This is a genomic window from Mucilaginibacter sp. PAMB04274 (assembly GCF_039634385.2).
Lineage (GTDB): Bacteria > Bacteroidota > Bacteroidia > Sphingobacteriales > Sphingobacteriaceae > Mucilaginibacter.
Genome location: NZ_CP155081.2, coordinates 1,444,949 through 1,467,412, shown reverse-complemented (window position 1 = coordinate 1,467,412; position 22,464 = coordinate 1,444,949). Strand labels below are relative to the sequence as shown.

Annotated in this window: 19 protein-coding genes; 7 read left to right on the top strand and 12 right to left on the bottom strand. The window is 43.1% G+C overall.

Annotation, left to right across the window (positions count from 1 at the left end; genetic code table 11):
* Positions 1-110: 110 nt before the first annotated feature.
* The 4 genes from tgt to ABDD95_RS06030 all read left to right on the top strand — a co-directional run bounded on the left by tgt (position 111) and on the right by ABDD95_RS06030 (position 4,546).
* Complete coding sequence (gene tgt, locus ABDD95_RS06045) at positions 111-1,241, top strand: tRNA guanosine(34) transglycosylase Tgt (protein ID WP_345951007.1); 1,131 nt, start codon at positions 111-113, stop codon at positions 1,239-1,241.
* Complete coding sequence (locus ABDD95_RS06040) at positions 1,241-2,350, top strand: LptF/LptG family permease (RefSeq protein ID WP_345951006.1); 1,110 nt, start codon at positions 1,241-1,243, stop codon at positions 2,348-2,350. Before tgt ends, ABDD95_RS06040 begins: the two co-directional genes overlap by 1 nt.
* Positions 2,351-2,372: 22 nt before the next feature.
* Positions 2,373-3,296, top strand: coding sequence for an EamA family transporter (locus ABDD95_RS06035; RefSeq protein ID WP_345951005.1), 924 nt, complete (start codon positions 2,373-2,375; stop codon positions 3,294-3,296).
* Positions 3,297-4,249: 953 nt separating this feature from the next.
* A complete protein-coding gene (locus ABDD95_RS06030) occupies positions 4,250-4,546 on the top strand; it encodes a hypothetical protein (RefSeq protein ID WP_345951004.1) in 297 nt (98 codons plus the stop codon).
* Positions 4,547-4,617: 71 nt separating this feature from the next.
* Here ABDD95_RS06030 and ABDD95_RS06025 read toward each other — a convergent pair whose 3' ends face one another.
* Both ABDD95_RS06025 and glmM read right to left on the bottom strand, forming a co-directional pair.
* Positions 4,618-5,751, bottom strand: coding sequence for a cysteine desulfurase family protein (locus tag ABDD95_RS06025; RefSeq protein WP_345951003.1), 1,134 nt, complete (start codon positions 5,749-5,751; stop codon positions 4,618-4,620).
* 79 nt (positions 5,752-5,830) lie between these two features.
* Positions 5,831-7,219 carry a phosphoglucosamine mutase gene (glmM, locus tag ABDD95_RS06020; protein ID WP_345951002.1) on the bottom strand — a complete coding sequence of 463 codons (1,389 nt, stop codon included), beginning with the start codon at positions 7,217-7,219 and terminating at the stop codon, positions 5,831-5,833.
* A 120-nt stretch (positions 7,220-7,339) separates the two neighbouring features.
* Between glmM and ABDD95_RS06015 the strand changes: the two genes are divergently transcribed.
* Together ABDD95_RS06015 and ABDD95_RS06010 are read left to right on the top strand one after the other, a co-directional pair.
* A complete protein-coding gene (locus ABDD95_RS06015; RefSeq protein WP_345951001.1) occupies positions 7,340-7,903 on the top strand; it encodes a phosphatase PAP2 family protein in 564 nt (187 codons plus the stop codon).
* Positions 7,903-8,616 (top strand): ZIP family metal transporter, encoded by a 714-nt coding sequence (locus tag ABDD95_RS06010; RefSeq protein ID WP_345951000.1) that lies wholly within the window; start codon positions 7,903-7,905, stop codon positions 8,614-8,616. The genes ABDD95_RS06015 and ABDD95_RS06010 overlap by 1 nt, the downstream gene beginning before the upstream one ends.
* Positions 8,617-8,626: 10 nt before the next feature.
* On the opposite strand, the gene ABDD95_RS06005 is transcribed toward ABDD95_RS06010, so the two are convergent.
* The 6 genes from ABDD95_RS06005 to ABDD95_RS05980 all read right to left on the bottom strand — a co-directional run bounded on the left by ABDD95_RS06005 (position 8,627) and on the right by ABDD95_RS05980 (position 17,080).
* Entirely contained in the window at positions 8,627-11,716 is a 3,090-nt protein-coding gene (locus tag ABDD95_RS06005) for a T9SS type A sorting domain-containing protein (protein WP_345950999.1), read from the bottom strand.
* 241 nt (positions 11,717-11,957) lie between these two features.
* The gene (locus ABDD95_RS06000; RefSeq protein WP_345950998.1) at positions 11,958-12,497 is read right to left on the bottom strand and encodes a hypothetical protein; all 540 of its coding nucleotides are present in this window, start codon (positions 12,495-12,497) and stop codon (positions 11,958-11,960) included.
* A gap of 40 nt (positions 12,498-12,537) precedes the next feature.
* Entirely contained in the window at positions 12,538-13,056 is a 519-nt protein-coding gene (locus ABDD95_RS05995) for a TspO/MBR family protein (protein WP_345950997.1), read from the bottom strand.
* Positions 13,046-13,501, bottom strand: coding sequence for a PA2169 family four-helix-bundle protein (locus ABDD95_RS05990; RefSeq protein ID WP_345950996.1), 456 nt, complete (start codon positions 13,499-13,501; stop codon positions 13,046-13,048). Before ABDD95_RS05990 ends, ABDD95_RS05995 begins: the two co-directional genes overlap by 11 nt.
* Before the next feature lie 148 nt (positions 13,502-13,649).
* Complete coding sequence (locus ABDD95_RS05985; RefSeq protein WP_345950995.1) at positions 13,650-14,753, bottom strand: glycoside hydrolase family 43 protein; 1,104 nt, start codon at positions 14,751-14,753, stop codon at positions 13,650-13,652.
* A 125-nt stretch (positions 14,754-14,878) separates the two neighbouring features.
* Positions 14,879-17,080 carry an ATP-binding protein gene (locus ABDD95_RS05980; RefSeq protein WP_345950994.1) on the bottom strand — a complete coding sequence of 734 codons (2,202 nt, stop codon included), beginning with the start codon at positions 17,078-17,080 and terminating at the stop codon, positions 14,879-14,881.
* Between the two features lie 195 nt (positions 17,081-17,275).
* Between ABDD95_RS05980 and ABDD95_RS05975 the strand changes: the two genes are divergently transcribed.
* Positions 17,276-17,974, top strand: a complete 699-nt coding sequence (locus ABDD95_RS05975; RefSeq protein WP_345950993.1) for a pseudouridine synthase — start codon at positions 17,276-17,278, stop codon at positions 17,972-17,974.
* Here ABDD95_RS05975 and ABDD95_RS05970 read toward each other — a convergent pair whose 3' ends face one another.
* From ABDD95_RS05970 to ABDD95_RS05955, 4 genes are all read right to left on the bottom strand, one after another.
* Positions 17,975-18,550 (bottom strand): NUDIX hydrolase, encoded by a 576-nt coding sequence (locus ABDD95_RS05970; RefSeq protein WP_345950992.1) that lies wholly within the window; start codon positions 18,548-18,550, stop codon positions 17,975-17,977.
* Positions 18,551-18,629: 79 nt separating this feature from the next.
* Entirely contained in the window at positions 18,630-19,904 is a 1,275-nt protein-coding gene (locus ABDD95_RS05965; protein WP_345950991.1) for a DUF1501 domain-containing protein, read from the bottom strand.
* A gap of 30 nt (positions 19,905-19,934) precedes the next feature.
* A complete protein-coding gene (locus ABDD95_RS05960) occupies positions 19,935-21,923 on the bottom strand; it encodes a DUF1800 domain-containing protein (protein WP_345950990.1) in 1,989 nt (662 codons plus the stop codon).
* A gap of 98 nt (positions 21,924-22,021) precedes the next feature.
* Complete coding sequence (locus ABDD95_RS05955) at positions 22,022-22,450, bottom strand: VOC family protein (RefSeq protein WP_345950989.1); 429 nt, start codon at positions 22,448-22,450, stop codon at positions 22,022-22,024.
* Between the last annotated feature and the right edge of the window lie 14 nt (positions 22,451-22,464).

Sequence of the window (22,464 nt, the reverse complement as noted above, 5' to 3'; positions counted from 1 at the left end):
CTTTAAACACACCACTTATTCCTCTTTGATTTCGACTAAATCCTTCTGTAAGGGCACGTAAACGGCTTTTTGGCTTAGGTTTATTTATTTAGTAATTTTGTCAACTTACAATGAAATTTAATTTAACTGCTCAAGATAAATTTTCAAAGGCTCGGGCCGGCGAAATAACTACAGACCATGGCGTTATACAAACGCCCATTTTTATGCCCGTTGGTACCGCCGGAACCGTTAAAGCGGTCCATCAGCGCGAACTAAAGAATGATATTGAAGCGCAAATTATACTGGGAAATACCTATCATCTTTATTTGCGCCCCGGGTTAGGCACACTTGAACAGGCCGGCGGCCTGCACAAATTTAACGGCTGGGATAAGCCCATTTTAACAGATAGTGGTGGCTACCAGGTGTATTCGCTAAGTCAAGCGCGTAAAATTAAGGAGGAAGGCGTTACATTTAGATCGCATATTGATGGCTCGAAGCATTTGTTTACGCCAGAATCGGCCATGGACATACAGCGCGTTATTGGTGCAGACATAATTATGGCTTTTGATGAATGCACACCCTACCCTTGTGAATACGGCTACGCACGCCGGTCCATAGAAATGACGCACCGGTGGCTTAAACGCTGCTGCGACCGGTTTGATAGCACTGAGCCTAAGTACGGCTATAGCCAAACACTCTTTCCTATTGTGCAGGGATCTGTTTACAAAGATCTTCGGGTAAAATCAGCCGAGGTAATTGCCAGCTTTGAGCGTGAAGGTAATGCTATAGGCGGCCTTTCGGTTGGAGAACCCGCCGAGGAGATGTACGCGATGACGGAACTGGTATGCAATATACTGCCCGAAAGCAAACCCCGTTACCTTATGGGCGTGGGCACGCCTGCTAACATACTGGAGAACATTGCCTTAGGCGTTGATATGTTTGACTGTGTAATGCCCACCCGTAATGCCCGGCACGGATTGCTGTTTACCAGCAACGGCATCCTCAATATGCGTAACGAGAAATGGAAGAACGATTTTTCGCCGATTGACGAGAATAGCGACCTATGGGTAGACCGCGAGCACTCTAAAGCTTATTTAAGACACTTAATAACCTCCGGCGAGATGCTGGGTGCACAAATAGCAAGCTTACACAACCTGCATTTTTACCTGTGGCTGGTAACGCAAGCTCGCGAAAAGATAATAAGTGGAGAGTTTTACAGTTGGAAGAATAGCATGGTTAAACAATTAGCCCAACGCCTCTGATGTTTAAATTCTTAGATAACTACATCAAGATCATCGACTGGTACATCATTAAGAAGTATCTGGGCACCTTTGTGTTCACGCTGTCGCTGTTTTTGGTAATAATCGTGGTGTTTGATGTATCTGAACACCTGGATGATTTTTTGAAGAGCAAAGCCCCCCTGAGCGCTATTGTTTTTCAGTACTATGGGGGTTACCTACCCTATTACGCCAACATTTTGCTGCCGCTTATCAATTTCCTGGCGGTGATATTTTTTACGGCCAAAATGGCCAACCAAACTGAGATTGTGCCCATATTAAGCGGCAAGACGAGTTTTAACCGCTTTTTAAGACCTTACTTCATTGCGTCGGGTGTTATTTTCGTCTTCTTTTTTATCGGTAACGTTTACCTGATCCCGTTAACCAATCAGTTAAGCGTAAAATTCGCTGACACTTATACCAACGAATCGGATCCAACCAAAAAAGAGATGCACATGCAACTGGACGACCGTACCTTCGTTTATCTCCAGTCATACGATAATGCGGTAAAAGCAGGTTATAATTTCATGCTCGAAAAATTTGACGGCGATGTTTTAAAGGAAAGGCTAACTGCTCAGAGAATTAGCTACGACTCATTGAAACACACCTGGTCGATACAAGATTTCAAAGTACGATATGTAAACGGACTAAAGGAGCAAATGATAGAAGGCTCCCGGAAAGATACACTGCTGGATATGAAGCCAACAGACTTTGAGGCAAACACCGATATCAACACCAACATATACAGGGCTATATCAACCCCCGACCTAAGCAAGCAGATTGAAAAGGAAAAAATAAGGGGCACAGGCAGGTTAATTGAACTGCAGTTGGAGAAGTACAGGCGTTTTATTTATCCGTTTTCGGCTTTTGTGCTTACGCTCATCGGCGTTTCCATATCATCACGTAAAGTACGCGGAGGGATAGGCCTGCCCTTGGGAATAGGCATACTGCTGTGCTTTTTATACATCGTAGTAGACCGCTTCGCGAACGTATTTTCACTCAAAGCCGGCTTAGCTCCTATCATTGCCGTTTTTATTCCCAATGTACTGTTTGGCCTTACGGGTTTATACATGTTACAAAAAGCGCCTAAATAAGCGCTAAAAAAATATTGTTCTTATGCCCAAACTTACAGCGCCCAATACCGAATTGAATAAAAACTTACTTATTCTGCACTTTACTGTATTTATATGGGGTTTTACCGGCATACTGGGCAAACTAATAACTATCACGGCGGTAAGCCTGGTTTGGTACCGGGTTCTCATTGCATTTTGTACACTTTTCCTTTACTTCAAATTTAATAAGCAGGCGCTTAAAGTAAATCGCAAAACGTTCCTGAAATTGTTTTTCACAGGCGCTTTGGTAGGCGGGCACTGGATACTTTTCTTCCAGGCCATTAAGGTTTCTACTGTATCGGTAACGTTGGTTTGCCTGTCGTCGCTTACCTTGTTTACCGCGGTGTTTGAGCCGCTTATTAAACGAAAGCCTATATCCAAACTGGAGATCTTTTCAGGATTGCTCATTATTACCGGCATAGTACTTATCTTTAAATTTGAGTCTCAATATACTTTAGGGATTTTTTTAGGGCTGCTTTGCGCTGCTGCCGCTAGCCTGTTTTCGATAATTAACTCAAATGAGGTAAAAAGCCACCACCCTGCCATCATTGCTTTTTACGAGCTTATAGGCGCTTTCTTTTGGATTACACTGTTTATGCTGTTAACCAATGGCATGGCTGATTTACACATTCCTAAGGCCAATGATATTGGCTATCTGGTTATATTAGGAACCATTTGCACTTCACTGGCCTACGTAGCAGGCGTATCGGTTATGCGCGAATTATCCGCCTTTAAAGTAGCACTTATAACCAACCTGGAACCCGTGTACGGCATTATTATGGCCTTCATGTTTTTTGGAGATTTGCATACTATGAGCTTAGGTTTTTGGATAGGTGCGGCTATCATATTATCTACCATTTTTCTTTTCCCGGTTGTACAGAAGCAAGCATCACGAATTAAAAACCGAAGAGCTGGCACACCGGCATAATCATCAACGATACACTAAGAAATTTTCCTGGCTATTATAAAAAGCAACAACTTCACTGCTAAGTATGTCCTTTTAGCCAGACTGTCCTAAGCAATCACATTCCACCGTTTGTTTGGCGTATTCATGTCGCCTGACTTCTTGCCGACGAAAAGCATGTGACTTCAAGTTGCTCTCCGGTTATCCAAAACTTGCTGATCGTTACCAGACACCTCCATACTTTTTTAGCGTACAAGTTCTTCTAAGCATTTAGATTCAATAATCTAGGCGGCTCGCCTTTCTTAAATTATGAACCAAAGCCTAAGTTGGGCACTCACCTCTAAAACTCATTTTAAAGACCTGTATTGAAGTTTAGCTTTTTTTAGCTACACAGGAACACCATCATTAAAATAATTGAGCAGATGTAAAATCCATTTTTTGCTTAGTGTATAGATTTAGAAATGGCCATCTTATAAAATTCTTCAAATTTATCTAATAAAAGACTGAACACGTCCAGTAATTCACTTTACGAAAATTTTATTATAAATTGATTATCAATTAATTATAAAAATCATATAAACATAAAAAACATACTATTACACAATTTATAAAATGGACTTACTAACAAAATTAGCAATTGACGTTTTCTAAAGTCGTGATACCTACTTTAAGCATTGTATATCAAATATTTAACATAAATCATATAAACTAATTTTACTACAACGTTTGTTGATAAGCCAGTTTAGTTAGTGTAATTAACAAAAAGTTGAGGTACCATGGTTTTTGTTAGGAGTGGTGTTAGTTTCAGTAAAATGTATACTACCCTATTTAATCCCTCGTAGTTATTACATTCGTTTTTGCTAACCCTAAGTCTTTTACACAAGTTGGCGTAAGCTTAAATTTGGATAGTATAGCGTTAGGTAAAGAAGGGTTTGCCGAAAATTTTGCATATTAGGCCACACAACTTTTAAAGGATCATGAGCTTTAGAACCACCTTGGCTATCATAATAACTGTCTTCCTCACGGTTACTATTATGCAAAATACAGAGGAAACAGAATTCATAATTCTGTTTGTACCGGTAACCTTACCTAAGCTGGTTATGTTAACAGCTATCTCTGTAAGTGCCTTTATTTTGGGTGTACTGGTTAGTCGCCCTCGGCAGAAAAAGGTGGTAAGACAATACGAAGATGACCAGGAAGATGACACTGATAACGAACAGCCCAGAAGGCGTCCCGATACACTAAGTGACGAGGATAGAGAATACATTAGCTAAGCACCAAGGTGCTTAGCTAATCTTAAAAACATTGGATGTTTATATATTTATGCAATAGAGGAAATTCCAGATCAGGCGTTAACTGCGCAAATCTCTCTGATCTTGCTCACTGCAAAATCTACTTCTTCGCGGGTATTGTATTTGGAGAAAGAGAAGCGAACAGCAGGGCGATTGGGATTAGCGCCTATACCATTTAAAACGTGTGAACCAATATTAGTACCGGAGCTACACGCGCTACCACCCGATGCAGAGACGCCGGCAATGTCCAGACTAAATAAAAGCATATCGGCCATTTCCATCTCCGGGAAAGAAACGTTAAGAACCGTATACAGGCTCTTATCCGGATCAGTCTCACCATTAAAGTGTATACCCGGAATTTGCTGTAACTGCTCCATCATATAGCTTTTTAGGCCTTGTATGTATGACTGATGATGAGACATCTCGCTATAAGCCATTTCTAAGGCTTTAGCGAGACCCACAATGCCGTACACATTCTCGGTTCCCCCGCGCATATTTCGTTCCTGAGAACCGCCGTAAATCATCGGGTTTATCTTCACTTTATGATTTATGTACAAAAAGCCGGTACCTTTTGGCCCATGAAGCTTGTGCGCAGCGCAAACCATGAAGTGAACTTTTAACTTGCTCAGATCATGCGCATAGTGACCAACCGTTTGCACAGTATCACTATGAAATAATGCATTGTACTGTTCGCAAAGAGCACCAATACGCTCTAAATCATTCAGCGTACCCAGCTCGTTATTGGCATGCATAAGCGAAACAAAACTGCGCTCGTTATCCTTCAGTAATTGCTCCAGATGCTCGTAGTTAACATGGCCTTTATCATCTATATCTACGAAGCTTAGCTTAATAGCACCAGTTTTTTCCAGTGCTTCAAGCGTGTGTACTACCGCATGGTGCTCGATACGACTGGTAATAGCATGCCTTAAGCCATGATCAATGATACCGCAACGAATTGCTGTATTATCAGCCTCGGTACCGCCCGACGTGAAAAAAATTTCGGCCGGTGACGTGTGCAGCAAATTAGCGATGGTTTTACGGGCCTTTTCCACTATGGAACGAGCCTCGCGACCATGAGCATGGATGGACGACGGGTTACCATATTGGCTTTCCATCACCTGCACCATCTGCTTCATTACTTCCGGATCAATTGGCGTAGTAGCTGCGTTATCGAGATAAATTCGCATGTTTAAGTGATTATTTAAGTACGTGTTGGGCTAATAATCGATTTATTTGAAACCAATCAACCACTAACACATCAGTTACCTATTGTATATTCAAAATTCCTTTTATGTCAGCTATAATCTTGTGTGCTAAATCATTAGCAGCGGCTTCATCTTCGGCCTCCGAGTAGATGCGGATAATGGGCTCGGTATTCGACTTACGCAGGTGTACCCATTGCTTATCGAACTCTATCTTTAAGCCGTCAATAGTACTGTGGGGTTGCGACATGTACATCTCTTCCACCTTTACCAATAGCCCATCTATGTCCATACCTGCTGTTAGCTCTATTTTATTTTTAGAAATAAAGTAGCTAGGATAGCTGGCACGTAATACAGATACCGGTTTGCCAAATTTGGCAAGGTGCGTTAAAAATAAGGCAATACCAACCAGGGCGTCGCGGCCATAATGTGTATCCGGATAGATGACGCCACCGTTACCTTCACCGCCTATCACAGCGTTTACCTCTTTCATTTTAGTAACCACATTCACTTCACCAACAGCGGCAGCATGGTACTCTCCTCCCGCCCGCTCGGTTACATCGCGCAGGGCACGGGTTGATGATAGGTTAGATACTGTATTGCCTTTAACGTGCTGCAATATATAATCGGCAACTGCAACCAGGGTATACTCCTCGCCAAACATCTTACCATCTTCACAAACAAAGCAAAGGCGGTCAACGTCAGGGTCAACAGCTATGCCCAAATTAGCCTGATTAGCCAATACCTGCGCAGATAACTCAGTCAGGTTTTCAGGAAGTGGCTCGGGGTTATGCGGGAAATGACCGGTTGGATCACAATATAGTTGATGAACGGTTTTAACACCTAAAGCCTCCAATAATGCAGGTACATAAATGCCTCCTGTAGAATTTACCGCATCTACCACTACCTTGAAATTAGCAGCCGCTATTGCTTCTTTGTCTACCAAAGGCAGGGACAATATTTGGTCTATATGCTTTTGCAGGTAGCTATTATCGGTAGCTACCTTACCCAAATCATCTACAGATGCATAATCAAATGCGCTGTTCTCCGCCATTTCCAGCACCTCTTTACCGTCAGTATCTGTGATGAACTCACCGGTACTGTTTAGCAATTTCAAGGCATTCCATTGTTTAGGGTTATGGCTGGCTGTTAAAATAATACCACCTGCAGCTTGTTCGGCGGGTACGGCAATCTCAACCGTAGGTGTTGTAGATAAACCCAGGTCTATCACATTGATGCCTAATCCCTGTAGCGTTCCTATAACCAGGTTGTTCACCATTGTGCCCGATAAGCGGGCGTCACGGCCTACCACAATCTTGCGGATCCCGGTCTTTTTAAGAGCCCATGCGCCAAAAGCCGAGGTGAACTTTACAACATCCAAGGGTGTTAAACCATCGCCGGCACTACCACCAATGGTACCCCTTATGCCTGATATAGATTTAATGAGCGTCAAAATGAGTATGAATTAATGGAGCAAAAGTAAAAATTTATTGATGTATAGCTTATAAAAAGCGTGTGGTATTTATGCCATAGTTAATTGGTTATATTTGCTGCGCTTATAAAACCGTTATCAATGCCCGATTTTTTACTGCAGCTAGACCGGCAGTTATTTCATTTTGTTAACTATACGCTTGCCAATCCGGTATTTGATGTAGTAATGCCCTGGTTGCGCAACCCCAAGTTTTGGATACCTGTTTATGTGTTCATCATCGCATTCAGTATTTGGAAGTACAAGAAAACCGGCGCATGGCTTATTTTACTACTCATAGTTACAGTAGGCGTAGCCGATTTTAGCAGCGCAAGCCTCATAAAAAAGCAAGTGCAACGCTTAAGGCCCTGCCGCGATGATGTGGTATCGAAAACTATTATAAGCCGGGCCCCCTGCGGTACAGGCTTCAGCTTCCCCTCAACCCATGCTACCGATCATTTTGCCATGTCGGTGTTTTTAGGCATGGTTTACAGCCGCAGGTGGCGTTGGGTATGGGTTTGGGTATTGCTATGGGCGGTGCTGGTATGCTTTGCGCAAGTGTATGTAGGCGTACATTTTCCGGTTGATGTTACAGCCGGGGCTCTGTTTGGTGCTTTAATAGGCTCTATTTTTGCGCAAGTGTTTAAAAAACTTCAACCTCAATTTTAATGTACTGGTATTTAGTTCTGCTTTTCTTGGCGGCCTTTTTAGGCGGCATGGCCGTTTTTCTGTTTAAAGGCGGTAATCACAAACAGCTAAAGCTGGTATTGTCTTTTAGTGGTGCCTACTTGTTTGGCATAACGGTACTGCACTTAATTCCGGATGCTTATCATGGCAACGACCACCTGGTTGGCGTATTTATTTTAGCCGGCTTTATCTTTCAGATCGTGCTGGAGCAATTTTCAGAAGGCATTGAGCACGGCCACATGCATGTACACGAACATGAAAAAGCAGCATTTCCGTTGGGTGTTATGGTAAGTTTATGCCTCCACGGCTTTTTAGAAGGTATGCCCCTGGCTGGCGGTTACCAAAACCAGTTGGTTTTTGGTATTGCGTTGCATCATATTCCGGCAGCATTTGCACTGGCTACGGTGCTACTGGCCAACCACCAAAGCAAAAACAGGACTATTTTTTTTATAGCCCTGTTCGCAATTATGGCACCTGCCGGCTACTTTTTCAGCAACGCCTTAAGCAGCGGCGGAATTGGAAACCTACAGCAATATTTTAACCGCATTATGGGTGTGGTTATTGGTATATTTTTGCATATATCAACTACCATTTTATTTGAAGCAGGCCCCGATCACAAGTTTAACCGGCGTAAGTTAATCGCTGTTTTATTAGGTGTTGCGATTGCCTTAGCCGGATTTGTTAGCGAGATATAGTATTACAGATTTAGTTTAATTTAATCACCCTTCGGGTAACTATGGCCTGGTCCTGCCTAATCTCTACCAGGCAAACGCCATAAGGTGTACCCGTTAAATCAATGCGTTGCGAGAACTCGTCGGCTTGCTTGTTAAAGCTATAAGTGCGATACGCCCGGCCTGTGCGTGCATCATACACTTTAATATCTACTTTGCCACTCAATTTATTGTTAAACGTTACATCAACATAATTTATAGCCGGGTTAGGATACACCTTTAATGTATTGCTTATGATACCGTTTTGCACCGAGTCGGTTTTATTGGCAACTTTAGTGGCCAGTTTCAACATCTCTCCTGTTTCAAAAGCTTTAGGTGATGAGGGTATCACAAATTGAGGCGTTTCGGTAACGGTAAGCGCTAACTGACCATTACTGATCTGCACTTTTTTCAGTTCCATCTGGTCGCTTCCTACTTTGGGTGTGTATATGCTGGCTGAGTCTGCATTGCCCAAATCAAGCGTATAATCGGCTGTTCGGCCCTTTTCATCAGGTATAACAAGCATATAGGCCGATTGCCCGTTGTTCTCATATCTGTCTACAATCGGGTTGCTATGAACAGTTTGTTTGAAAGTATAATTACCCAACAATTGCTGCGCCTGGTAAATGAAGTCTCCCGCTGGCTTACGTGATTTATCGCGGTTAAGCAAGCCAGATGAGCCAAATTGTATAGAACTATTTGGGTTATCGTCATAAGCCTGGTAAAAGAAAATACGGTCGGCACCTACCCGGGCATACAACAGCGCAGAACGCAATATCCAGTCGGCCTGGGTTTGCAACGCCGTTTTGTCGCCAATCGGAATAGCTTTTAAGTAACTACCCTGGTTAACATCATATCCAAGTTCGGTAACCCATACCGGCATATCTGCAGCATATTGATGAGCGGCTGCAATAAAGTCTTGCGCTACCTGGGCAGTTTCACCGGTTTCGGGCGCCATGCCGCGTGTAGCGTTTCCACCCTGTGATGATTTAGCATCGTTTGAGTACAGGTGGTAATTAATTACATCCCAACATAAATTTACGCTGCCGTCGGCATTGTAACCCCGGTTTTGCTTGCACCAGTCAACCATGGCGCGTAAGTAATCGGTATTGGGCGAAGCCAAACCAGCCATTACCACTTTCATATTCGGGTCGGCATTTTTAACACCTACACCCGGCCCCATGGTATTCTTGTGCCCATCATAGAAAGCAGAAAGGTTGGCCGCATATTCAAAGGCGGTTTGATAAGCCTTGCGGCCTTTCCACCATTTGTCGCGCTCGTTATCACATTCAATGTATTTAATCAGGTCCATCCCCTGCTTTACGGTGTTTACACCATCGCCATACCAGCGTTGCGTGGTATTTACGCTAAGCTGAGATGCATCTACGCCTGTACTTGAACCGTACCTGGCCGCAAACTGAAAGCCAGCCCTGGCCTGCTCAATGTAAGATGTTGGTTTGGTAAAATCCTGACCATATTTTACAGGCACGTTTTCAGCATCGCGCATATCGCCTGGATAGCTATCGAGCAACCAATCAGGTAACGTTTTCAAGTCAGCAAGTATTTCAATTCCTTCGGCCTTAGCACGTTGGTACATGACATCATAATTCCAGCCACCGCTATGGGAAGGGTTGAAAGTGAAACGACCTTGTTGCGGTTCAATACGTTGCCAATCCAGATAATGCCTTACCTGGGTAAAGGTTTTCATGGCTTTTAAACGCGATTCATCTATCTCGTACGGCTTGTTCGGATCTTCAAAATCCCACTCAAAGGCATTTACACCAAAGTAATGATTAAAAGGCACGTCTTTTTTTGGTGCAGCCGTAACTGCATGCGCTGCCTGGTAGGTGCCATAAAACTCTACCTCGGTCGGGAACATGTACCAGCAGTTAAACACAATAAATTTAACGTCGGTAATTGGGTTGTCCAATTCAAACTGACCGTCGCCGTTTAAGTTTCTTTCGGGGTAAGGCCCAACCCAGGTGTTATACCTGTCGCCGTTAAACGTTGCAATTTGTATTCTTTTGCCGCTACTGGTAATTACTGATACGGTAAATGGCTTATCACCTAATGTACCTGAAGCATCATAAAACTTAATTTTTGATAACGTGATCTTCTCACCATCAGCAACCGGGTACCAGGCGTCATAGTTGTTAAATATCTTTCCCCAGGTATTACTAATAGGTACATCAACCACACCGTCAAACAAATCGGCTATACCATCATTGCTGCTGTTGATCTGGTACCATCTTTTAGCATCAATAGGAATTTTTACAATAGCTGCCGGATCTGCAGGCGCGGGATCAGGTTTTGGTGCAGGGTCAGGAGCGGGAGTGATTACAGGGCTGGGCGTAGTAACAACCGGCGCCGGTTTCGCAGGTTCCGCTGGCAATACCACAGGCGGCGTTTTTACCGTATCGATTGGCACTTCTACAGGCGCAGGAGTTGGATCGGGCAGCACTACTGGTGGCGTTTTTACTGTATCGGCTGGTGCTTCAACAGGTGCTGGAGCTGGTTCAGGCAACACTACCGGCGGCGTTTTTACCGGATCAGCAGGTGTTTCAACAGGTGCCGGAGTTTGCTCTACAGGTTCGGGTTTAGCCTCTTCTGTCAAATATCCGTACACGAACACCTTTTGCGGCATGCTGTTACAATACTTATGTATTATAATGGCATCAGCTTCCATTGGCTGTGGCAGATTCATATCCTGCATTACCATGTAGCTTGGACCGGTAAATTTTCCTATGAGGGTTTTAGTTTTTCCATTTAAAATATAAATATCCGCAGGATTATCATCGAATACGCCTTTGTAATCGTATAATGACAGACGTGAAATGGTACTGCGTTTTTGTAATCGCAGCGTTACATCAACATACTTAAAATTATTTTGCCAGGCATCAGGTATCAGGTTGTTTAGATCATCATTTAATAGCGATGAGTAATCCTGACCTGTATCTTCGCTCGCATTAACGGAGATGACAGGTATTCTCTGTTCTGATTGAGCTAAACACCGTGCATTGAAGAAAAATATGATCGTTGCCGAACATAGCACACCTAAGGCGTGGTAAAAATACTTACTGCGCATAAAAGCTTATATAAAATGGAATTCGAGATTAATTTGCACGCAACGCAAATATGTTTGGGTACCAGCTAAAAGATGTGTATACTGTGAAGTAGACAATTACACAGTGAACTGTGCAACTTTTGTGAAGTTTTTAACAATAGCGAACTATTTACAAAAAAGTTTCAACTCAAATATACAAATATTAATACAATAGAAATAAAATTACCTGTTATTTGTAATTATTTCTTTATCAATTTGTACGTTAGCCTATGATAGAATGTTTCAGCCCGTCGAAGATACTTTCGAAAAATGTAGGAATGCTTAATCCTTTGCTATAATTAAAATACAGAAAGATTATGAGCACGATGGCTGCTATTACAATGAAGCGTTTAAATAGGTAGCCTATAAATACAATAATAAGCGGAATAGCCACCAACCACATCCAGCTTATGCGCAGCGGACTTAGCTTATCGCCATGCTTATATATATAATATAGCGTAGAGTAAGAACCGCTTTCGTTTTTGTGCTTAATAAACATGAAAGCAGACTTTTCCACCTTATGCCTGTAAAAAGCTGTGCCGTTCTGAAAAGTCAGTTCATTCTCGAATCCATTCAGGGTGAAGGTATATTTACCACTGATGTTTTCCTGTACCTGATTAAGCGTATCGGTGGCCACAATGGCGATCTCCTTTTGTGCAAACGGATTTTCTTTAATTACGAAACGCTTAATGTTAACGGTATCTGCCATGGCCAAGCCTGCAAACAGCATAAACAACATTACTGAAAAGAGTGTCTTTCTCATTGTACTTATAGGATGACAAAGGCTTAGGCTCTTAAAGCTACTACCTGTTGAGCAGGTAAATATACAGATTTAGCACCGAGGCGAAGCTTACCCATAGTAAATAGGGAACAAGAAGCCCCGCCGCAACTTTGCTATACTTACCAAAGTAATAAATATTAGCTACAATAGCTATTAAGAGCAATACAATCACAACCAGCGCTCCCCAAATTTGGTGCATACCAAAAAACATGGCAGACCATAAAAAGTTAAGCAGCAGTTGTACAAAGTAGACTATCCGGGCTGAATTATATTGTGCACCACTGTTTCGTTTTTGATAAACCAGGTAGGCGGCTATCGCAATCATTACATATAATGCTGACCACACAGGGCCAAACAACCAGTTTGGCGGATTAAAAGATGGCTTGTTAAGCGCGCTGTACCAGCCCGGTATTTGCGGTATAGTAAATAACGACGCCGTTACAGCTATACATAACGTAATAAGCAGGCTAACGATTAACGGCCATAATTTAAAAGTACGGTGTTCTGCAGATTGCACAATGAGGGTTGTATTAATCTGCAAATCTATCTAATTCCTGCTGTAATGAAAACAAAGCGTCGCGGGTTAGCTTCAATTGTTTAAGCAGAATGTTTCGCTGCTCATCAGTTAATGTATTTTCATCCATTACTGTTTCGTAAGCTGTTTCTGCCGCGCGGTCTCCTCTTATACATTCATTCAATACCGACTTTTCATCGTTACTTACCAACGCTGTTTTAATATCAACCCAAACCCGGTGCAGTGCGCCTACCGGTCCGCCACCTGTTTCGGCTTCAAAGCCACTGGCTTGTACCAGCGTGCGTAACTCATCAGCAAACTCCGCCCGCTCGGCGGCCAACCTGGCAAATACCGCTTTTAATATGGAGTCGCCAACAATTTCTGTAGCTTGTAAATAGCCTTCCTTACCATCGTTGGCAATAATGATTAAATGATTTAAGCCGTCGGCCGTATTTTTAAGGGTACCTTCCATAACTGTAGCGTTTATTAACACTACAAAAGAACCGCATGTGTGGTTTACCGTAATCAGGTTTGTGATATTCACATGAGAATACTTTTATATAAAAAAAGCGGAAGCCCTGTTGGCTATCCGCTTTATCAATAACAAAAAATCAGGAGGCTTATTTAGCAAATTCGTTGATGGTTTCGATGCTGCCATCAGGACGATGCTTTAGTTCGGTTACTTTTACATTACGCAGGTGAGTTTTGCCAGATAGCTCCGTATCGTGGTAGAACAGATACCATTTATCTTTAATTTGCACAATAGAGTGGTGAGTGGTCCATCCTTGTACCGGTTCCAGAATTACGCCTTTATAAGTAAACGGCCCGTAAGGGCTGGTACCAATAGCATAGCATAAATTATGCGTGTCGCCGGTTGAATAGGTGAAGTAATACTTATTGTTATATTTATACATCCATGAGCCTTCGAAAAAACGACGATCGTGGTCTTTACCCAGCAAGGGCTTACCTTGCTCATCTAGTATAATTACATCCTTAGGTTTCTCGCTAAATTCGAGCATATTTGCGCCCAGTTTAGCTACTTTAGCTGTTAACGCCGGCGCATCGTCTTTTTGCAAATCCGTTTTAGACCCATTAGGCCCTGAGTAGCTTCCGGTAGCCCAGCGCTGTAACTGGCCTCCCCAAATACCACCAAAATACATGTAGTAACTACCATCAGTATCTTTAAAAACGCAAGGATCTATACTAAAGCTTCCCTCAATTGGCTTAGGTTGTGCTTTGAACGGCCCCACCGGCGATTTGCTGGTTGCTACGCCGATACGGAATATGTCTTGCTTGTCTTTAACCGGAAAATACAGGTAATAAGTCCCTTTTTCAAAGGCTGCATCCGGAGCCCACAACTGGCGACCTGCCCACGGAATGTTTTTAATATCTAATGCTACCCCGTTGTCTTTAACCTCTCCACCTACACTGTCCATTGATAACACATGAAAATCTTTCATATTGAAATGGTCGCCATTATCATTCTCGGGCGTACCGGTATCAATATCGTGCGATGGATAAATGTAAACCTTACCGTTAAACACATGTGCTGACGGATCTGCCGTATAAATATGGGTAACTAATGGTGGAGATATAAATTTTGATTTCGGTATTTCTTTACGGGTAACGCCAGGTATGCCCGTTTTATTACCGGCATTTTGACATGAAGCCAATGCGGCAACGCTTAACAAAGCAACAGCAGGCAGATGGGTGATTTTAAGCATAATTGATGTTGTAAAATAGTTTTGCAATCGGTTGCATAAAGAAACAACTTTTTTTTTAATTGCCTGCTATTTTAAAAATCATTTAATGCAGAATACTTTTAGGGAAAGAAGTATGGTAACTGAACTTAAGACACTGCTAATAAAGCCTCATACAGTTTTTCAATTTCAATTGGCTTCCTTAAAAAGCCGGTGAAATAGTCAGCATACTCCTCGTTATTCTCGGCCGTTATATCTGCCGTTAAAGCAAATATGGGCGTAAGTAAGTTAGGATTCTGGTTTTTACGAATATGCACGGTAGCATCAAAGCCGTTCATTTCGGGCATGTGTATGTCCATTAAAATAAAGTCGAAAGCTTTGGTTTGGGCTTTTTCTACTGCATCAAGCCCATTTATGGCGTGCTCTGCCAATATCCCCCACTTTGACAATAACTTGCGAGCTACCATAGCGTTGATCATATTATCATCAGCAAGGAGCGCCACCTTGTTTTGCAACTGATTAAGATGCTTTGTAGGTGTTTTTTGTAGCAGGATGCTTTTCTTGAATTTAATATCGAAGTAGAACTGCGAACCCTGCCCTATTTTACTATTAAAGCCCACCTCACTACGGTGTAATTCGACCAGCTTTTTAACAATGGCCAAGCCTAAACCTGAGCCACCCTGCCTACGCGTAGTAATTGCTTTAGGCTGCGAAAAACTATCGAACATTTCAGCGAAAAATTCTTCGGGTATACCTATGCCCGTATCGGTAATAGTGAAGCGAATAACATCGTGCTCTGGTTCGGTCGAAAGCAAAGTCACTTGTGTTGTTACTTTACCTGCATTAGTATATTTTATAGCATTTCCGATCAGGTTGTTGAGTATCTGGGAGAGTTTAGTTTCATCCAGTTCGTAAATGTCGGCTATACGGTTATCTATAATTAGTTCACATTCCAGCCCTTTTGCTTTGCCTACTTTGCTAAAGGCTTCGCAAAGGCCGTTCAACAGCTTAATTAAGCTGCTTGGGCGGCATTCTAAATTTACTTTGCCGGTGTCCAGTTTGGTAAAGTCCAGAATATCATTAATAATCATGAGCAGGTTATTGGATGCAAACTTGAGCGAATCCATCAACTGCTTCTCCTCATCCACAATGCGTTCGCTTAATAGTGACGTTATGGTGATAACAGCATTAAGCGGCGTGCGAATTTCATGGCTCATGGTGGAGAGAAAGTTCTGCTTCATTTTTGCGGTATGCTCGGCCCTGGCCTGGTTTTCCATAATACGGGCCCGCTCCTGCTCCATTTGAGCGGCTTTTTCAAGCGACTCCATACGTGTTATCAATTCGTAATTCTCAATAATCTTGAGCGTTTGCGTGTTAATAACCGCTTCCTTATTATGCAGATACTGTTCGAGGTATGCTAACGACTTAACCGTATCCTGCTCTGATTTATAAAGCTGATAAAGCTGGTAATTAGACTTGAACTTGATATAAATGATATTGTACTGCGTGCTGAACTGAACAGCCTTTTCGAGTATGTGCTTGGCTTTATCAAACCGGTTGGTTTTGATATATAATTCGCCTAATTTGCAATAGGCCATAGCTAAGCCAAGCCTTTCGCCCATCTCCTGATGTATATTAAGCGCGTTCTGATAATCAAGCTCGGCCTCATGCCAAAGTCCTTGTGCTGCATAGACTTTTCCGCGGCCATAGAGGGCAAATGCCAATCCCCTTACATCGCCTGTTTTTTGCTTGATAGCAATAGACCGTTGTATAATGTCCATCGCCTTTTTTATCTTATTTTGCTTAAGATAAATACCCGAAAGCGGATTGTAAGCGTTGGCAATAAGATCTGCATCTTTTACTTTTTTGGCTGCCTCAATCGAGGCCTCGTAAGAGCGTATTGCATTTTTACGGTCGCCAAAATACTCGTATATGGTTCCTAACGACTTTTGTACACGGGCCTCATTATGATAGTCGTTAAACTTACGGTATATAACAAGGCTATCAATAAGGTGCATTAAGCCCAAATGATAATTATCTGTTTTATAATAAACACCTGCTATACTGTACTGTGCATCGGCTATTCCTCTTTCATCTTTAAGCGCTTTGAAATACCGCATGGCTTCTTTAGCCGCACTAATGGAGCGCTTATACTCACCCCTAATCATGTAAAACAGCGAGAGGTGGTTAAGGCTTTTACCTATGAGGCTTTGGTCACTTCGGTCTTTGCTAATTTGAAGCGCTTTTTTGGCCAGGCTAATGCTATGATTGGGGTTATGGCCACGGCAGTTATAGGCATCACTGAGCAATTCAATTACGTCAGATTCAGGGACCATAGCCGCTACATTCATGAGCTTGATAAGATAAAAATTGGTGTTTATACGGAGGTGGGGTAACCCAGGTTATAAACAAAGTAAACAAAATAATATGTTAAAAAGCAAACTATTTAAGATATTATTTTGATGTAATAACTCGTAAGCCATTTAAGTGCATCATACGATTATTTATTAATTGAATGCACAGGAAATGGCTACTTTTGCTCCTGAATGTTATCTATAATTTACCGAGATGAAGATCTGATTGCCATTAATAAGCCTAATGGCCTGCTCGTTCACCGATCGCCTATAGCTGCTGATGCTTCAGAGTTTGCTTTACAACTGTTGCGCAACCAAATTAACCAGCATGTTTACCCCGTGCATAGGCTTGATCGTAAAACTTCCGGTGTATTGTTGTTTGCATTAAACAAGCCGGCAGAAATTGCCATGCAGCAGCAATTCTCCAACAATCAGGTCATAAAGTCTTATTTGGCGATTGTGCGCGGGCATACGCCCGAAACAGGCGCAATTGACTACCCATTGAAAAAGGAGAATGGTACTGTCCAGGAGGCCTTTACTGCTTACACAACACTTGCCCATACAGAGCTGCCGGTTGCCCTGGGTAAACACCCTACCTCGCGTTATTCATTAATTAGGGCAAACCCTACCACCGGACGTATGCACCAGTTGCGCAAGCATTTCAGTCATATCTTCCATCCTATTATAGGAGATCGCACGCACGGCTGCAATAAGCAAAACAAGCTATTTACCGAAACATGGGAAATGAACACCATGATGTTACATGCACAGCAGTTACAATTTACACACCCTATGAACGACAAGCCAATTACCGTACAAGCGTCATTGCAACCCGAGTTTGAACGAATGATGTTGCTGATGGGATGGAACGACGCATTAATTATGCTCTAATTACAACCCAAATATCTCCGGGTACTGCAACGCTGCTTTGAGTATAAAGTTCATGGAATCAGTTACCCATATTTTACCTTCTTTTACGTATTGCAATACCTGGGGCGCAGGCATGGTGAGCACTTCAATATTTTCAGTAACATCAAATTTCTGAACCGAATTAATCTCCGCATTGAATAGCAAATATCCGTAGGTGATCTGCCGGGTTTTAGTAGGATTATTGGCTATCATGCCTAATGATATCAGCTGGTTCTCGTGGGCTTTAATACCGGCTTCCTCTTCCAATTCATTTAAAGCCGATTGAATAAGCGACTTACCTTTTTGCTGCATGCCGCCGGGTAATTCGAGCAATATTTCGCCTAAGCCATGTTTGTATTGCCTTACTAATATCACCTCATGCGATGGTGTAAGCGCTAACACTTGTACCACATCACCCAGGGGTGAAAAGTAGTAATCGTCTATAACCTGACCTTCAGCTATTTCAACGGTATGGCGCAATAGCGGAAACCAAGGGCTTGGCGACACGTCTTCTTCATTCAGAACTTTCCACTTTTGAATATCATTGTTAGCCTTCATGCTGCTAAAATAGCAAAAAAGCTGCCTCCCGCAATCTGCTGGCAGCTAAAGCACAACAGTGTGCATGCTTTATTACCTGTTATGCTTTCATTACACCTATCTTCTCGCCTTTCCAATCCGGAAATAGTAGTCTGTCATTGTTCACTTTAAGCTGGCGGTCGGCTACTTCGCTAAATACGCTACGGAAATCGGTGGTAACAGCAAGGTCACGGCCATCCTCCAAATTCTCTACAGCCAGCGGCTTAATGTTACCATGTACCAAACCACCATTAACATTATTACCTAAAATAAAGTTACAAGAGGCGCGACCATGGTCAGTACCACCAGTACCATTTTGATGCACGGTACGGCCAAATTCGGTCATCGTCATTACGGTTACATCATCCTGATAAGCGCTCAGGTCGTTCCAAAAGGCCATCATGCTATTACTTAAGTCGCCAACGTTACGAGCAAAAATACCGTTTTCTGTGCCCTGGTTATAGTGAGTATCCCATCCGTTAGATTCAGTAAAAGCCACTTCAAGCCCCACATCCATCTTAATTAACTGGGCTATTTGTTTAAGTGAATTGCCCAATGCCGAGGTTGGGTAAGTTACGTTGTTGGCCGGCTTATAATTTTTGATATCGGCTTTCTGCAGCATTTTTACGGCATCGAAGCTTTCCTTGCCGGTGTTATGCAACAAGCCTGTTGATGTTTTATCATACAGGTCTTCAAAACTTTTAGCAGCCAGGTTAGCCCCCGCCTTGTTACCCTGCATTTGTATGGCAAAATCTTGCAAGTTGCTAATAGCTACAGCCGGGTTATCGCCATAAAAAGAACGCGGCATAGCCGAAGTTAAACTTACCGCCGTAAACGGTGTAACAGCATCATGCCCCAGCAAACCTACAGCCCGGTTAAGCCAGCCACTGGCTGTACCTTTATTAAATGGCGTGCCCGACTCCATAAAGTCCTGTGCATCAAAGTGAGAGCGGGTGGTGTTAGGTGAACCAATACCATGTACAATACCCAAACGCTTTTCTCTAAACATAGGTTCGAATGCCTGCATGGCCGGGTGCAAACCAAAATGACCATCTAAATCAATTAGCGGCTTGCCAGTGGTACTTGCTTTTGCTGCCGACATAAACAGCGTAGGCCGCGCAGCCTTTAAATACGTATCGGTAAATGGCGTTACGGCCATCAAGCCATCCATAGCGCCGCGCTGAAATATACACACCAGCACTTTACGTTTACCATAAGGTTTTATGATTTGCTCACTGGCAACGGCTTCGGCCAAAAAGCCAGGTATACCGCCCATAAGGCCTACACCCATTAACGCTAAACCGCCAGATTTTAAAAAGCCTCTTCTGTTTACCATAACATTTGGAGTTGTTTTGTTTATAATTAGTTAACGGCGCTGAAATTCCGGCGATCCAATAATAACACCTACCACCTGTGCCAGCATAGAATTATTACCATTAGCTGTTTGCACAGCCGTATAGGCATTCCTACCTTTTCCTTTGAGCCCTTTTCCTTTCATTGCAGGTTCGCTGCCGCCCATCATTGGGTCATCAGGTAACATGGCTGAATTACCTGCCGGCTTGGCTTGTGCGCTGGCTACTTCTACCTTGGTCATCAACTGCGGATCATTTAACAAAGGTGTAAGCCGCTTAATGGTCTCGCTTAAATTACGCTCGGGCATAATCAATTTACTGTACGTAGCTAAGGCATCTTGTGCACTCTCTGGCTCGCGATGATTGTTTAAAGAGGCCAGATCTACCTTAACACCAGGTATACGGCCAGAGGCTAGGGCCAAACCAAAGTTCATACGGTTTAATAACGCTCCGGTGTTTATCCAGTATTGTCCCTTATCAGGGAAACCGGTTGGTGCCTGGTAGTAATATTTCTTCTCTCCCATTTTGTTTACCCAGCTATAAAGCTGGTAAGGTTGCCTTATTTCGGCATGCAAGCTCCGTACAGCACCAACTGCTAATTCAAACGGCGACTTGGTCTTCTCCCTGAGAGCTGAAGCGCTCCAGAACTCGGGCGATGATACCAAGGTTAATAAAACTTCTTTAATATCACCATCCTTTTCTTTAAAAGTGCGGGCCATTTTATCAACCAATGATTGTACGGGAGCATCGCTCACAAAACGCACGGCCAACTTACGGCTTATGAATTTTGCTGTAGACTGATGATGGGCCAGCATATTAAGTAGATCCACCCCTTCCTGGTAACCACCATTAGGGCCAAACTTTTTGCCCAAAACAGTTTTCTCGCCTTTATCATGCCGGTTAGGTATAAACAGGAAGTCGCCCTCGTGTACAAAGCCTTGCTTATCCAACTGTTCTGGGCTTAAACGCTCCAAAACCTTCTTCACTCCGCCCCCGTATGCTTCGTCACCCATTGGGTAAACGGTCCAACCAGTTAGCACTCGTGCTGCCTGGGTAACGTCTTGCTGGGAGTAACCACCATCAACGCCTAAAGTATGCAGCTCCATAACCTCACGGGCATAGTTCTCATTCAATCCTTGCGCCCTCTTTGCTTTAGGCAGCTTTTTAACCATTGGTGCATTTGTCATCATCGAATCGCCCTGATTGCTTTGCATCATGGCAGCTAAACGCTTACGCTTAAGTGCAGCTACCGGCTTAGCTCCCCCTGCATTTTCACCAACGCTGGTAAAGTTATCAAGGTAGACCAGCATGGCGGGCGCTTTTGCGGTGGACAGCAGCATGGTTCCGAATTTACCAAACACATTTGGCCTAATTACATCGCGCTCATAAGCCGGAATAAACACGGCACATTGATTTTTAGTAATAGACACGTTAAAATGGTTAAACCAAAAATCGGTCATTACTTCCTGCAGTTGGTTTTGCGTATAGGCTGCACGCAGTACCTTTTGGTTAATAAACTGACGAAACAGCTCCTGCTCAGGCGCCATGCCTTTTTGCTGCATGTAGTTGAGCAGCACAGTACGATATTCTTTTTTATCGGTTTTAACCGAATCTTTGTTCACCACGCCATCGCGTATGGCCATTCTAACTAATTGGCCGTTACGCGGATATTTGGCAACCAGTTGCGCATTACTCATGTTTTCCGCATCCAAACGGTTAAGTAGTTGTGCGAGCGAATCGTCAGACTTCTTTGCTTCGAGTTGTTGAGCAAACCAGTTCTCCAACCCTATTTTAATTACCTCATCAACCTGCCCGGGCGTAGCGCCGTAAGTGAAACGGCTTAATAAGTGCGCCGCGGCCTGCCGCTCGGTTAACCCCGCTTGCTTGTAGGGAAACTTTACGGTTGCTTTATAAGCATGAGCAATACTGTAAAAAGCGCAAAGCCCGGTTACCATAAACAAAATGGCAACTACATATAACAGTTGTTGGATGCGAATTTTCATAAATAAGGTTATTGATAGCGGATTTTAGACGCTAAATTTTCATCAAGGTTTAGCGATATAGTGAATTTAACACAAACTTAACTTTGATAATGAACTTGTTACACTGCAAACAACTGACCCATATCTTTAAATGCCTTAAACTCTAAGGCATTGCCTGACGGGTCCAGGAAAAACATAGTGGCCTGCTCGCCCGGCTGGCCAACAAAACGAATTCCCGGCTCAATAATAAAATGGGTATTTTTTTTCCGCAAGCGGCTTTCCAACTCGTGCCATGCTTCCCATTCCAATACCACACCATAATGCGGTATGGGTACATTGTGACCGTCAACTAAATTGGTTGGATGTTCTTCCGGAACGGCCGGCCTGGATTTTAAGTGAATAACAAATTGATGTCCGTATAAGTTAAAATCTGTCCAGTGGTCGGAGCTGCGGCCTTCGGCACAGCCTAAAACATCGCGGTAAAACCGGCGTGCCCCGTCTAAATCATAAACTGGCACCGCTACATGAAAAGGTGTTAATCTGCTCATTACTATTACTAATG

Excerpts from the sequence above, each read along its gene's own strand:
- tgt (WP_345951007.1), top strand. The coding sequence starts at position 111 with ATGAAATTTAATTTAACTGCTCAAGATAAATTTTCAAAGGCTCGGGCC.
- ABDD95_RS06040 (WP_345951006.1), top strand. The coding sequence starts at position 1,241 with ATGTTTAAATTCTTAGATAACTACATCAAGATCATCGACTGGTACATC.
- ABDD95_RS06035 (WP_345951005.1), top strand. The coding sequence starts at position 2,373 with ATGCCCAAACTTACAGCGCCCAATACCGAATTGAATAAAAACTTACTT.
- ABDD95_RS06030 (WP_345951004.1), top strand. The coding sequence starts at position 4,250 with ATGAGCTTTAGAACCACCTTGGCTATCATAATAACTGTCTTCCTCACG.
- ABDD95_RS06025 (WP_345951003.1), bottom strand. The coding sequence starts at position 5,751 with ATGCGAATTTATCTCGATAACGCAGCTACTACGCCAATTGATCCGGAA.
- ABDD95_RS06015 (WP_345951001.1), top strand. The coding sequence starts at position 7,340 with ATGCCCGATTTTTTACTGCAGCTAGACCGGCAGTTATTTCATTTTGTT.
- ABDD95_RS06010 (WP_345951000.1), top strand. The coding sequence starts at position 7,903 with ATGTACTGGTATTTAGTTCTGCTTTTCTTGGCGGCCTTTTTAGGCGGC.
- ABDD95_RS06005 (WP_345950999.1), bottom strand. The coding sequence starts at position 11,716 with ATGCGCAGTAAGTATTTTTACCACGCCTTAGGTGTGCTATGTTCGGCA.
- ABDD95_RS06000 (WP_345950998.1), bottom strand. The coding sequence starts at position 12,497 with ATGAGAAAGACACTCTTTTCAGTAATGTTGTTTATGCTGTTTGCAGGC.
- ABDD95_RS05990 (WP_345950996.1), bottom strand. The coding sequence starts at position 13,501 with ATGGAAGGTACCCTTAAAAATACGGCCGACGGCTTAAATCATTTAATC.
- ABDD95_RS05985 (WP_345950995.1), bottom strand. The coding sequence starts at position 14,753 with ATGCTTAAAATCACCCATCTGCCTGCTGTTGCTTTGTTAAGCGTTGCC.
- ABDD95_RS05980 (WP_345950994.1), bottom strand. The coding sequence starts at position 17,080 with ATGAATGTAGCGGCTATGGTCCCTGAATCTGACGTAATTGAATTGCTC.
- ABDD95_RS05975 (WP_345950993.1), top strand. The coding sequence starts at position 17,276 with ATGTTATCTATAATTTACCGAGATGAAGATCTGATTGCCATTAATAAG.
- ABDD95_RS05970 (WP_345950992.1), bottom strand. The coding sequence starts at position 18,550 with ATGAAGGCTAACAATGATATTCAAAAGTGGAAAGTTCTGAATGAAGAA.
- ABDD95_RS05965 (WP_345950991.1), bottom strand. The coding sequence starts at position 19,904 with ATGGTAAACAGAAGAGGCTTTTTAAAATCTGGCGGTTTAGCGTTAATG.
- ABDD95_RS05960 (WP_345950990.1), bottom strand. The coding sequence starts at position 21,923 with ATGAAAATTCGCATCCAACAACTGTTATATGTAGTTGCCATTTTGTTT.
- ABDD95_RS05955 (WP_345950989.1), bottom strand. The coding sequence starts at position 22,450 with ATGAGCAGATTAACACCTTTTCATGTAGCGGTGCCAGTTTATGATTTA.